The following is a 12,939-nucleotide window of genomic DNA, read 5'->3' on the forward strand; positions in this document are numbered from 1 at the left end:
TTCACGTGCATTGGCCCGGGCAATTCGCCGCGAACCTTGCAGCCGCGCTCCACGCATGCAGCCATCACGCGCCAGATTGCGAGCAGACCTTCGCGGACTTCGCTTTCCGATCGCGATGCACATTCGTTCAACATCGTCACTTCAGCAATCGACAAACCCGTCTCGCGGCACACGCGCATCAGGTCGTCGCCGGTGCGAAACGGATGCGGAACTTCGCCGCCCGATTGCACGCCGTTCACGCGCGTTCCTTCGCGGTTGATCACAAAGCCGCCGCCGACCGAGTAGTACTCTTTCTCGACGACCAACTGGCCGTTTTCATCGAAGGCCTGAAAGCGCATGCCGTTCGGATGCACGACGCTCGAGCCCGGCGCGCCCGGCATCAGCTTGCGGAAAAACCCGAGGTGGTCGCGTTCATCGAACTTCACTTCATGCTTGCCGAGCAGCATCAGCGTCTTGCACTCGCGGATCGCCCGCAGACGCGGTTCGATCGCATCCGGATCGATCGAGTCGGGGAGATAACCTTCGAGTCCGAGAAGCACGGCCTTGTCGGTGCCATGACCCTTGCCCGTTGCGCCCAGTGAACCGAACAGATCCACCCGCACGCGCCGCACGAACGCCAGAAGATTTGCGTCTTCAATATGCGATGCAAACCTGCACGCCGCGATCATCGGGCCGACCGTATGCGAACTCGACGGACCAATGCCGATCTTGAACAGATCGAAGACGCTGACATTCATGGCTTGCCTTGAAAGTGGAATGCGTGGGAATCACCAGGTAGCCATTGCACCGCACGTGAATTTCCGCCGATAGAACAAAAACGGCATGCACGTGGGACGGCGACGTCAGCGTGCCAAGTCAGTTTGATGACGCCGCGCGATCAGGCGTATTTGCGATATTCAACGGCGGAAACTGGCAAGTGAAAACATATCCACGATGGTGGTGGCACGTCACATGCTGAACAAGGGTTTGAGCAAGCAAGTGAGCGTCCGCTTGTTCGAAGTCACACGATCCATGGACGTCTCCAGTCTTACAGAAAGGAATACAGGCATGAAGCACTTCTCAATGGCATGCGCGATCGGCGCCGTACTTTGCGTTTCCAGCACGGCATTCGCCCAAAACAATCCGCCGAGCTCGGCCACCGGCTTACAAGCGGGTGACAATGCCCAGACCACCAACCAGGCCGCTGGCACGGGCACGACCGGCACCACGCACCACAAGTCGATGAAGCACAAGAGCTCCTCGTCGATGGGCAAGAGCAACACGCCCGGCATGGGTACGGCAACCCCGAGCGGTCCCGCCGCTCCCGTGACGGCAAGCGGCTCGGGTTCGTAAGCCATGCGCTGGCGGGGAATGCCGGGCCGGCGCTCCCTTGCCTGCTAGCAGGGTTTTTACTGAGATTTCGTGAAGCCGGGACAGCGACGAGGATTGCGATATTGACGACGTAGGCAGCAATACAACACTTTCGCAGCAGGCGTTCTCGACCATTTCGGGTTGAGGAATCGCTGAGCTACACTGTGTCGGCGTTTTGCAATACGCACGTCAACCCCTCGTCAAACTCTCGCTATCAGGTTCGCCTCATGAACAATCTTCTGAAGAAATTCCTTGCAGTTCTGATCGTTGCTGCAGTGGCTGCGCCGGCTGTTTCGTACGCAAAGCCGCATCATCATCACAAGTTTCCGAAAGCCAAGCACGTTACGCACACGGCTCATTAAGTTCTCCGGGACGGTCAATAGCTTGTGGCGGGAGTGGTTGGCCAGCCAGGGGTTATCAAAGACGGCTTGCTCTTGACCGGGCAAGCCGTTTTCTATTGGGCGATTCGAAATTTCAAAGCACTTAATGTCAGTGATATGCTGGCCCATTATCGCGTCGCGTTTCTTGAATCCGCATTCCCTGATTTCGGTTTTACATCTACGGCAAGCGCATGAATCCCGCTGACCTCCTTCCCGCCCAGTCGCCCGATACGGCGGCCAAACAGCGCATTCGCTTTGGCATTGTGCTGTTGCCGAATTTCACGCTGACGGCCTTTTCCGGCTTCGTCGATTTATTGCGTCTTTCCGCCGACGAAGGCGATTTCAGCAAGCCGGTCAGGTGCTCGTGGAGCGTGATAGGCGAAACGCTTGCACCGGTGCGTGCGAGTTGCGGCATTCAGATCACGCCCTGGGAAACATTCGACAAAGCCGAGTCATTCGACTACGTAGTGGTCGTGGGCGGCCTGCTGCATTCAGGCGCGGGCGCAAACGACGCCACGCTGCAATTCATCCGCCGCGCCGCGACCACCAACGCCACGCTCGTCGGCATTTGCACGGGCGTGTTCTCCCTGATGCGCGCGGGCGTGCTGGACGGTTATCGAATTTGCGTAAGCTGGTTTCATTACTGGGATTTCGTGGAACGTTTTCCCGGCGTGAACGAAGAAATGCTGGTCGCGGACCGGTTATTCGTCATGGATCACCGGCGCATCACGTGCTCGGGCGGACGTGCATCGATCGATGTTGCCGCTGCAATCCTGCTGCGTCATTTCGAAGCTGCGACAGTGCAAAAGGCGCTGCGCATCTTGCTTGTCGACGACATGCAAAAAGGCAACGCGCCGCAACCGCATCCGCCGGGCCTGGCGCCCGCGACGCATCCGAAAGTAAAGCGCGCAATCTTGCTGATGGAACAGCACGTGGGACGCTCACTGACGCTCGATGAACTTGCGCACAAACTGGATCTATCGACGCGGCAACTGGAAAGGTTGTTCAAGGCCGAAACGGGCAAGGCGCCACAGGCTTACGCCAAGCAAGTGAGGTTGCGCACAGCCGCCTGGTTGCTGACCAGCTCCGACAAAACCGTTGCCGATATTGCCTCGAGTTGCGGATTTTCCGATGCTTCGCACCTGGGCCGCGAATTCAGGAAGCAGTTCGGGCTTGCGCCAATGATGTATCGCGAGCAACGCGGCTCGGCCGCGCCCGAAGACGCGGCGAGCGTCGCAACGCTCGAACTTGCCGCGGATTTCGATGAAACATTTCCAGGGCGCGCGCGAGCTATCTAGTACCGATTCACCCGCGCGACTTAAGCTTACTGCGATACGTAGGTCTTGACCGCCGCCAGCCCGTCCTTGCCATCGAACGTCTTCACCCCCGCCAGCCATTTATCCAGCACCGCCGGGTTCGCCTTCAACCAATCCTTGGCCGCCTTGTTCGGATCGGTCTTGTTCATGATCGGCGTCATCACATGATTTTCTATATCTGTGGAGAACTTCAGGTTATCGACGAGATGAGCGACGTTCGGGCATCGCGCGGCATAATCCGGCGGAGTGACCGTCAGCACTTTTGCTTCGCCGTAATTCGCGCCGAACACGTCGTCGCCACCGCTCAGATAATCGATCTTCATCGATACATTCATCGGGTGCGGTTCCCATCCCAGGAACACAATCCACTTCTTCTCGCGAATCGCCCGGCCCACTTCGACCAGCATGCCGGCTTCGCTTGACTCGACCATCTTGAACTTGCCCAGGCCATACTGATTCGAGTCGATCATTTTCTTGATCAACGCGTTGCCATCGTTACCTGGTTCAATGCCATAGATCTTGCCATCGAGCTTGTCGAAGTTCTTGGCGATATCGCTGAAGGACTTCAGGCCGCCCTGGTACGCGTAATCGGGAACTGCGAGCGTGTATTTCGCGCCCGTCAGGTTGGGCGCGGGCAGGACTTTGATCTGGTTTGCCTTCTGGAACGGCTGGACAATCGGGTCCATCGTCGGTGACCAGTAACCGAGGAATACATCGATCTGCTTGTTCTTGATACCCGCAAACGTAATCGGCACGGAAGCGATCGTCTTTGTCGGCTTGTATCCGAGACCCTGCAGCACAGTGGTCGCGAGTCCCGTGGTCGCGGCAATATCGGTCCAGCCGACATCGGCGAAACGCACGTTCTGGCACGCCGCCGCGTCGGCCGCAAACGCGCCGCCGGACATCGTGACATTCATTAAAACCGCAAGCGCGCACGACGACGCAATTCCGTGAAGTTTCATATTTCTCCCTATGTGGAAACTGCAGACACGACAATGCCGCGCCAGACACGGCGCGTCACGTTTAAAACTGATCTTTAAGCCGATTGCCTGCGCTCGATACTCGGCGCATGGCCAAATTGCGCGCGATATGCCTTGCTGAAATGACAAGGCGAGTGGAAACCGCAAATGGCGGTAACGCGCGAAATGGAGGCATCGCTATTACGCAATAACTCGCGCGCACGCCGCAGGCGCAGCGTGAGGTAATAGTGCGTTGGCGATACGCTCAGGAACATCTTGAACATGCGCTGCAAATGCCGCTGCGAGAGCTTCACGAGCCGCGCAAGTTCTTCCAGGGAAAGGGGCTCTTCAATATTGGCTTCCATCAGCCGCACGACTTCGATCAGCTCGGCGCGCGAGAAACCAACACGGGCGTCCACCGGGATGTGTTGATGATCGGTCGTGCCGCGAATCCGTTCAACGATGAATTGCTCGGACACCTGCGCCGCATGCGCCTGCCCAAGCCTCATGCCGACAAGATTCAGCATCAGGTCGAGCGGCGCGGTGCCGCCCGTGCACGTCACGCGGTCCCGGTCGATGACAAAGATTTCATCGGCGAAACGCACATGAGGATAGCTCTTGTGCAGCGGCGACATATCTTCCCAATGCACGGTGCATCTGTAGCCATCGAGCAGATTGGCCGCCAGCAATGCATATGCGCCCGTGCATATGCCGCCTAGCGGTATGCCTTGCTGTGCGACCTGCTGCAGCAACGCAATCACGTCGTCGTTCACGTAATCGCGGACATGCCAGCCCGCACACACGATCAATACATCCGGCATGCCCGCTTCGGCAAGCGTCCTCGTCGGCTTCACCGTGATGCCGTTGCTTGCACGCGCCGGTTCGCCATCAGGCGTGATCACCGACCATGTGTAGTGCTCCGTGCGTCCAACATAGTTAGCCATCCGTAATACTTCGATAGCGCTCGTAAAGGCGATCATCGAAAAATTCGGCAGCGTCAAAAACCCGAAGTGCGACAGCTTCGATAACGGCGAGTCAGACGGTTGACTCGCTGGATGAATCCGGTCCGGCACCATCGCGTCTCGCTTCATCGGGTTTTTATCCTTGGCTGATTTGACCGCGTGCCCTGCAAAAAACTCAACTTTGTTGCGCAGCCGGCGTGCGCCGCACACGCATGACACTGCGAATTCCTGACAGCAGCGGTGCGCGCGCCATACCCGGCGAACGGCCGAAGCTTTCCGTAATGCGGTCCAGGATGATCGCAAGCAACACCACCGACAAGCCGCTTTCAAACCCGAGCCCGATATCGAGCCGCTGAATACTTGCGAGCACGTCGTTGCCGAGACCACCGGCGCCGACCATGGACGCGATGATCACCATGGACAAAGCCATCATGATGGTCTGGTTCACGCCGGTCATGATGGACGGCAACGCGTTCGGGAACTGCACCTTGTAAAGCAATTGCCAAGGCGTGCATCCGAACGCCTGACCCGCTTCCACGATCTCGCGATTCACGTGCTTGATCCCGAGCGATGTGAGACGCACGGCGGGCGGCATGGCGAAGATGACCGTGGACAGGATGCCTGGAACGCGGCCGAGGCCGAACAGCATGGCAGCCGGAATCAGGTACACGAACGCGGGCATGGTCTGCATCAGGTCGAGCACCGGACGCACGATGGTCTCGATGGTCCTGCTCTTCGCCGTCCAGATGCCGAGCGGAATGCCAAGCAACAAGCTGATCAAGGTCGCCGACAGCGTCAGGCCAAGGGTGATCACCATCTCGTCCCAGAAGCCGGTTGCATAGATCAGCAGCAGGGACAACAACACGAAGAGCGCAAAGCGCCAGCCGACCCGCCATAAGCCGATGCCGACAAAGATCGCCATCATCAGCCACATCGGGATGGCTTGCAGCCCGTGTTCGACCATCGCTGCGAAGCTCTCGATAACCCGGCCGATCGCATCGAAGGTTTTTGCATCGTGGTCGAGCAGATATTTGACGCCGTGATCGACCCAACTGCCGAGCGGAATAATTTCAGACATGGGAGCCTCTATGTCGAGTCAGAGCCTTGAGGACGTTCGTCTTGTTGACCGAACCACAATACGATCCGTCCGCGTCGACCACCGGCAGCGGTGCGCGGCTTGCGACCACGCGGCTGACCACCACATCGAGCGGCGTCGTGCGTTGAATGCATTCAATGACGTTGATTTCCGGCGATGCCTGTCCCACCGAATCGCGGCACACGAAACCGCGGATCTTGCGTTCCTGGTCCATCACGAACGCGTAGTCGGCGCTGCCGTTGAGCGCTTGCGAGACGCTCGATGCATCGATCTGCGAGCCGTGTCTCATCAACGGCACGACATCGGTCTGCATGAGATCGCCGGCCGTCAGATAACGGCTTGTGTCGATACCGTCGAAGAACGCGCGCACATAGTCGTCGGCGGGATTCGAAATGATTTCCTGCGGCGTGCCGATCTGGACCACGCGGCCGCCTTCCATGATCGCGATGCGCGTGCCGATGCGCAGCGCCTCTTCAAGATCGTGCGACACGAACATGATCGTGCGCTGCTGTTCGCGCTGCAGATCGAGCAGCACGTTCTGCATTTCCTTGCGCTTGAGCGGATCGAGTGCGGAGAACGCCTCGTCCATGATCATCAGCGACGGGTTCACGGCCAGCGCCCGTGCAAGACCCACGCGCTGCTGCATGCCGCCCGACAACTGCGCGGGCAGCTTCTGCGCAAACGGCGCAAGACCCACTTGTTCGAGCACGCCCATCGCGCGTTTTTCGCGTTCCTTGCGTCCGATCCCCGCCACTTCCAGTCCGAACGCCGCATTCGATAAAACCGTGCGTTGCGGCATCAGCGCGAACGACTGGAACACCATGCTCATGTCCTTGCGCCTGAGCGATGTCAGCTCCGAGCGCGGGACAGACGCCACATCGCGACCGTCGATAAGGACCTTACCCACGGTTGGCTCGACCAGCCGGTTGATCAGCCGGATCAGCGTCGACTTGCCGGAACCCGACAAGCCCATCAGCACGAAAATCTCGCCCTCGCGTACGTCGAAGGACACGTTGTGGACGCCGACAATCTGGCCGGTCCTGGCAAAGACCTCTTCTTTCGTTGCGCCGCCGGCAAGCATGTCGATCGCCTGCTTCGGGCTCGTACCGAAGACCTTGCACAGGTTTTCGACCACGACCTTTTCGGATTTCATCGAACGCTCTCCTGGTTGGCGGACGTGCGTCCGCGCTCTGCATACATAGTTGCCAGAAAAAAGTGCGGGTTGCCGACTATTTCCGACGCTCACATGTGGAAATACGACACCTCGATTTGCTTTTTTTCGACGAAAAAAAGACGGAGCCTTGTTGGGAAAGGGTTTGCGCGCGATCGAGAGCGATTTTGTGGGGTTTTTCGGATGTCGCGCCAGAGCAAGTGGCCGCGCTTTTCTTCGAATTTCAGGCAGCTTTCAGCCTTCTCCCGAGACCCGGAAGCATTGCGAACAGTCGTTTCAGGTCAAGAATGCCGCCTCGCTGCCGTTAACCCTTCATATTCCCTACATGTATCTCAGAAATCACTATGTCGAAATTCAACCTCCGCCGGGCAAGTGCCGGTGCGAAGTTCGCTGTTCTTGCGTGCGTTCTTGCGGCCATGGTCGTCGCCGGTTTCACCATTGCGGTCACCCATTCGGCCGGCGAGGAGATCGATGCCCAGGCGCTCGACCGCATGGACGACGATAACCGTGCAATCGGCACGATGATCCGTCTCTACGACAAAGCCGTCACCGCAGAAGTCGAACGCGCCATGACGCTGTTTTCGAGCTTCCTCCCGACGGATTTTGCGCTGGACGAAGCGCAAAAGGTCGATATCGGCGGACTGGCGACGCCGACATTTAAAGCCGGCGACAAGCCGATGAACCTCGATTTCTCGATTCCCGATCAGTTCCTCGAACGCAGCGGCGCGATTGCGACCGTGTTTGCGCGAAGCGGCGACGATTTCGTGCGCGTGACGACCTCGCTGAAAAAACAGGATGGCGAGCGCGCGATCGGGACGCTGCTCGACCGCAAGAGCCCGGCATATGCGCTCATCGTGGGCGGCAAGCGATTTACCGGCATGGCGTCGCTGTTCGGCAAGCAGTACATCACCGAGTACAAACCCGTCGCCGATGCATCGGGCCGCGTGATCGGCGCGTTGTTCGTGGGCGTGGACATTACGGCGGAGATCGCCACGCTGCAGCAGAACATTCGCGATCTGAAGGTCGGCGAGAACGGCTACTTCTTTGTCATCGATGCATCGAGCGGGCCGAATCGCGGCAAGCTTCTGGTGCATCCGGGCTTAGGCGACTCGACCGGCACGGCGCTCCAGACAGCCGATGAACGCATCGCGCCGTTCAAGCAGATGCTGGACGCAAAAGAAGGCCGCCTTTCCTTCGATGCCCCTTCCACGCCCGAGCTTGCGAACCCGCAAGTGCATGGCGGCGCGAAGGAGATCGTGTTTCGCTCAGTGCCCGAATGGCAATGGGTGATCGGCGGAATTGCGTATCGCGATGAACTTCTCGCGGATATGCGAGCCATGCGCCATCGTTTCCTGGTGCTGGGGTTGCTCGTGATCGCCGGGTTGGTCGCCGTGCTGCTTTTTGCCGTGCGCAAGCTCGTGACGCAACCGCTGGAACACGTCACGCACGCGTGCGAACAGATCGCCGCGGGCGATCTCAGCGTGCGCCTCGCCACCACGCGCGAAGACGACGTCGGCCGGTTGATGATCGCAATCGATGGCATCGCGACGGGCCTGGCGCGTATCGTCACGCAAGTGCGCAGTGCATCGGCAGACATGTCGGATGGCACCGGACGGATCGCGGCCGGCAGCAGCGACATCTCGCAGCGCATCGCGACGCAGGCCAGCAGTCTCGAGGAGACGGCCGCGAGCATGGAACAGATCACATCGACAGTGCAGCAAAACGCCGCCAATACGGCGCAGGCGGATCAACTGGTGGCATCGGCAAGCGAAGCGGCACGTGAGGGCGGCGAAGCGGTGAGCCGCGTCGTCACCACGATGAGCGCAATCGATGCATCAGCGCGCAAGATCTCGGACATCACCTCCGTGATCGAAGGCATTGCGTTCCAGACGAACATCCTGGCGTTGAACGCGGCCGTCGAAGCGGCGCGCGCCGGCGAACACGGCAGGGGATTTGCTGTCGTGGCGTCCGAAGTGCGCGGCCTTGCGCAACGCAGCGCTGCCGCCGTGAAGGAGATCGAGGGGTTGATCGCGGAATCGGTCGGCCGGGTCGCCGATGGTTACCGGATCGCCGAAGAAGCGCGCGGCACGATGACCGGAATCGTGGAACGCGTCGCGCGGGTGAACGCGATCATCGGTGAAATCAGCGTGGCGTCGCGCGAGCAATCGAGCGGTATCGAGCAGGTGAATCTCGCGGTCGCGCAGATCGGCGAAGCGACGCAGCAGAATGCGGCGCTGGTCGGCGAAGCGGAACAGTCAACCGCTGAACTGCTCGAACATGCGATAGCGCTCAACCGCGCGGTGAGCGTGTTCCGGGTCTGATCAACCTACGACGTCGGCCGGATCATCTCGAACATCTCGCCAATTGCGGCGTAGTCCCCGCGATATCCCGCCCGCATGATTGGCTGCGCGGCGGCGGTATCGAAGATGCCGTCCTTCAGGAACTCACGGCGGATATGCACGCCGACCACCTGGCCGAGCGCGAGCCAGTTGTTCATTGGCGTGCCGTCCAGCGCTTTCAGCCGGACGATCTGCAGAAGCTTGCATTCGAGCGCCGCCGGAGACTCCGCCACGTGCGGCACGTTCACATTCACGCCCGGCGCCTTGGTCAGCCCGGCGAGTTCAAATTCATCGACCTCATGCGCGACCGGCGCGGATGTCTTGTTCATCTGCTCGGCGAGCGGCCTGCTCGACAGGTTCCACACGAACTCGCCGGTTTCCTCGATGTTCGTGATGCTGTCCTTGTACCCTTCGCTCGAGAACCCGATGATGTACGGGAACGTCGCGAACGCGCCAAAAAAGCTGTACGGCGCGAGGTTGACGCGGCCGTTCGGATCCCGGCTTGATATCCACCCGATCACCCGCGGCGCAACGATCGCCTTGAACGGATCGTGTCGAAGCTGATGTCCTTCGTCGGGGTGGTAGAAATGTGTGCCGGAGGTATTGCTGCTGTCATTCATGATTCTTCCTGGTCTGCTTTGCCGTGTGATGGATCAGCCGTTTGCGCCCCGCCTTCACGCGCGCGTGGTGTGCATCGTCCCAATCATAAAAGCCCTGCCCGCTGCGCACGCCCACGTGACCGTTTTCCACGCGCTCGCGCATCAGCTGCAGGACGTCTTCATCCTTCGCAAGTTCGGGCATCAAATGCAAGCCGATGTCGAGCAGCGTGTCGAGCCCGCCCAGATCCGCGCTTTCCAGCGGTCCGACCATGCCGTAACGCCGGCCGAGCGACGCTTTCATCACGGCATCGACAACTTCCGGGGTCGCCGCGCCCGACCTCACGATAGCCAGCGCCTCTCGCAACACGGCAAACTGCAGCCGGTTGCCAACGAAGCCCGGAATAGCCTTTGTCAGCACAACGGGTTCCATGCCGATGGCCGTCATCAAATCTGCCGTGCGGCGTGTGACCTCGGGATCGGTTTCTGTACCCGGTACGACTTCAACGAGCGGGATGGTATGCGGTGGATTCCAGAAATGCGCAATCACGAACCGAGCCTTGTTTTCCAGCACTTGCGCGAGAAGATCGGGCGGAAAACCGCTGGTATTGCTGGCAAAGATGGCGTCGTCGCGCAGTAACGGTTCGAGCGCCCTATAGGTCCGGTTTTTCAGTTCGAGCAATTCGGGAATCGCTTCCACGATAAACCCCGCCGTCGCCACACGTTCGAGCTTGTCCGTGGTTTCAATGCGCCCGAGGACAACCGCTTTATCGTCCGCATGGAAAACGCCGGCGTCGATCAGTTCGTCAAGGATTGCCTCTGCTTTTGCCTGCACCGACGCCAGCCGCGCGGCATCGATGTCATGAACGATGGTCGGGTAACCGTGCAGCGCCGCCTGTGTTGCAATGCCAACGCCCATGAGGCCACTGCCCACCACGCCGATAGTGATCTGATTCAATTTCTCTCCGCTGTTTTTAAGCCGATCATTCAACCCTTGCCGGCTAGGATAGCGTAGCGGCCTGAAACCCGCGCCTCGGCCAAACGGCCGTGACGTGCATCGGAGCGGCAAATCCAGGGCGAAAAAAAACCGGCGGCCTTTTCAGGAAGCCGGCTTTTGCCGTGCATCTCGGTCTGATCTCAGCCCGTGAGATCAGTCATGGTGGCGGTCATCATGCGGCGGGTGGTGCGGACCCTGATCGTGCGGGTGATGGCGCATCCATTCGTCGCGCTGCCAATACCGATGACCGTCCCAATAGCGGTCGCCGTGCCAGCCGAGGTTGATCACCACGGCGGTCTTCATCATGTGGGGCTCGCCGTAGGTTTGCTGCATGGCCGGTCCGTGAATCATGCCGTTGTCGACCTGAGCAAATGCCGCCGTGCCCGTCATTAACGCGCCGCCGGCAAGCAAGGCAGCGATGATCGTGCGTGATGTTTTCATGACTATTCTCCTTTTTAGCTTCTCACAAGACGCGCGGTGAACGTGGGGATGTGTTGTGCCAGTGCCGCGTCGTTAAAACCACTTTAGCCACGCCGCAGATTGCACGACGTGAGGGCTTGTAAGTGTTCGTATCAACGGAAAGAACAGTCCGAGCTTGGTCGTAAAGTTTGCAAGCTGTTGATTGAATTGACTTTCAGGACGTATATACGGCGGCGGGCCACTGTTTTTTTGGCGCAGCGTGTAAGCAACGAAAATATGAAACCACGTTTTTCGTACGACATATTACGGAACGATTTCAGTAACCTGATCCGTTATGTGGTTGTAATCGACGGCGTGAATCAGGCCTCGTCCAAGCGAGTATGGGAAATCGATACGGTGGGGAAAGCGAAACGGAAAGCGCACGAAGCAACGCCGATGAAGCGGGGAATTTGTGACGATGGCCGCGGAGACAACCAGGCTATCGGTAAAACGTTTCCAAGCTAGAAAAACTACATCATTTAAACTCTAAGAAAACAGGCGGACCGCACTACGAAAATTTCATGTCAAGCAAAAAACAACGGCATGATCAAATTTCGACGCGGTCCGCGCTGCTTTCGCGACAGCTCACAGACGAATACCGAAAACGGTGCCACGTGCCTTGCGAACGCGCTCAGCTTCGGCTTGGCGGGCTTGGTACGAATAGTCCGAGTCCATCGGAAGATGCGGCGATTCAAACAGCGATGCGATTTTTTGCAGCAGTGCGAAGAGGTAGCTCATGTCAAACTCCGGTTGGTTGGTTCAGGGTTATCCCTTAGGCATGATTATAGGGTTTTCACTGACGGATTCCTAGCGCAACGCAACATTTTCTTCGTAGTTTTTCTACATCAATGCGTTTTAGCAACGACAGAGTAGTATCAAGACCGCAAAAACAGTAAGGGTTACCGGATTGTTGCGGCTGGGTTTCCTACACGGATGGATTCAACGCAGGAAAGTGTAAGCCGCGAGAGTGGCGGCCCGAGTCCTAGTCAACCCGCGGTGAGCTTTTTCGGGAGCCGGTGTGCGGTTCCGTGTTCGAGGGATCGGCTGACGCCAGCGGCAATTCGCCGTTGGCGGGGGCTTCGGGTTGACTACAACCGGCAGTATCGTCCTCTCTTGCTTCGTGCCGCGTCGCGCGTATCGATGCCAAGTGCTCTTGCGCGTCTTCCATCGACGAGACAGCCTCCACCGCCGCCATGAACACGTCCGGCAATTCGAAGCCCGGCAGCGTGCACTGCCGGATGTCCGTGTTCAACGCCTGGAGCGTGGCGCGCTCGGTATCCTCGGCGAACAGATCGAGCGTCGGCGCTCCGTACA

At 58.9% G+C, this 12,939-nt stretch carries 13 protein-coding genes and 1 pseudogene; 3 read left to right on the forward strand and 11 right to left on the reverse strand.

The features are described from left to right. Positions 1-737 (reverse strand): serine dehydratase beta chain (locus ACRXB1_RS16840; RefSeq protein ID WP_449492622.1); only part of this gene is annotated, 737 nt, incomplete at its 3' end. A gap of 310 nt (positions 738-1,047) precedes the next feature. Between ACRXB1_RS16840 and ACRXB1_RS16845 the strand changes: the two genes are divergently transcribed. Beyond that, positions 1,048-1,332 carry a hypothetical protein gene (locus ACRXB1_RS16845; protein WP_075358231.1) on the forward strand — a complete coding sequence of 95 codons (285 nt, stop codon included), beginning with the start codon at positions 1,048-1,050 and terminating at the stop codon, positions 1,330-1,332. A gap of 218 nt (positions 1,333-1,550) precedes the next feature. Here ACRXB1_RS16845 and ACRXB1_RS16850 read toward each other — a convergent pair whose 3' ends face one another. Next, positions 1,551-1,859 (reverse strand): hypothetical protein, encoded by a 309-nt coding sequence (locus ACRXB1_RS16850; RefSeq protein ID WP_449492623.1) that lies wholly within the window; start codon positions 1,857-1,859, stop codon positions 1,551-1,553. Positions 1,860-1,921: 62 nt separating this feature from the next. Between ACRXB1_RS16850 and ACRXB1_RS16855 the strand changes: the two genes are divergently transcribed. Next, a complete protein-coding gene (locus ACRXB1_RS16855; protein WP_449492624.1) occupies positions 1,922-3,028 on the forward strand; it encodes a GlxA family transcriptional regulator in 1,107 nt (368 codons plus the stop codon). Between the two features lie 26 nt (positions 3,029-3,054). Here the strand turns inward: ACRXB1_RS16855 and ACRXB1_RS16860 are convergent, their stop codons facing one another. The 4 genes from ACRXB1_RS16860 to ACRXB1_RS16875 form a co-directional block, all read right to left on the reverse strand. Beyond that, a complete protein-coding gene (locus ACRXB1_RS16860; protein ID WP_372237047.1) occupies positions 3,055-3,963 on the reverse strand; it encodes a choline ABC transporter substrate-binding protein in 909 nt (302 codons plus the stop codon). A gap of 119 nt (positions 3,964-4,082) precedes the next feature. Next, a complete protein-coding gene (locus ACRXB1_RS16865) occupies positions 4,083-5,096 on the reverse strand; it encodes a GlxA family transcriptional regulator (protein ID WP_086380707.1) in 1,014 nt (337 codons plus the stop codon). A 46-nt stretch (positions 5,097-5,142) separates the two neighbouring features. Then, positions 5,143-6,045, reverse strand: coding sequence for a choline ABC transporter permease subunit (choW, locus tag ACRXB1_RS16870; RefSeq protein ID WP_062003541.1), 903 nt, complete (start codon positions 6,043-6,045; stop codon positions 5,143-5,145). Further along, complete coding sequence (locus ACRXB1_RS16875) at positions 6,038-7,216, reverse strand: quaternary amine ABC transporter ATP-binding protein (protein WP_062003539.1); 1,179 nt, start codon at positions 7,214-7,216, stop codon at positions 6,038-6,040. The genes choW and ACRXB1_RS16875 overlap by 8 nt, the downstream gene beginning before the upstream one ends. A 362-nt stretch (positions 7,217-7,578) precedes the next feature. On the opposite strand from ACRXB1_RS16875, the gene ACRXB1_RS16880 reads away from it, so the two are divergent. Next, positions 7,579-9,555 carry a methyl-accepting chemotaxis protein gene (locus ACRXB1_RS16880; protein WP_449492625.1) on the forward strand — a complete coding sequence of 659 codons (1,977 nt, stop codon included), beginning with the start codon at positions 7,579-7,581 and terminating at the stop codon, positions 9,553-9,555. A 5-nt stretch (positions 9,556-9,560) separates the two neighbouring features. Here the strand turns inward: ACRXB1_RS16880 and ACRXB1_RS16885 are convergent, their stop codons facing one another. From ACRXB1_RS16885 to ACRXB1_RS16905, 5 genes and pseudogenes are all read right to left on the reverse strand, one after another. Then, the gene (locus ACRXB1_RS16885) at positions 9,561-10,193 is read right to left on the reverse strand and encodes a flavin reductase family protein (RefSeq protein ID WP_062171910.1); all 633 of its coding nucleotides are present in this window, start codon (positions 10,191-10,193) and stop codon (positions 9,561-9,563) included. Next, complete coding sequence (locus tag ACRXB1_RS16890) at positions 10,186-11,127, reverse strand: 3-hydroxyacyl-CoA dehydrogenase family protein (RefSeq protein WP_062171906.1); 942 nt, start codon at positions 11,125-11,127, stop codon at positions 10,186-10,188. Before ACRXB1_RS16890 ends, ACRXB1_RS16885 begins: the two co-directional genes overlap by 8 nt. Before the next feature lie 192 nt (positions 11,128-11,319). Next, positions 11,320-11,607: a hypothetical protein gene (locus ACRXB1_RS16895; RefSeq protein WP_174363841.1), complete on the reverse strand. Its 288-nt coding sequence runs from the start codon at positions 11,605-11,607 to the stop codon at positions 11,320-11,322. Between the two features lie 603 nt (positions 11,608-12,210). Beyond that, positions 12,211-12,363, reverse strand: coding sequence for a hypothetical protein (locus ACRXB1_RS16900; RefSeq protein WP_162916086.1), 153 nt, complete (start codon positions 12,361-12,363; stop codon positions 12,211-12,213). A 244-nt stretch (positions 12,364-12,607) separates the two neighbouring features. Next, positions 12,608-12,939 (reverse strand): annotated as a pseudogene (locus ACRXB1_RS16905) (hypothetical protein); the annotation flags it as partial.

The organism is Caballeronia sp. M23-90 (assembly GCF_053574605.1).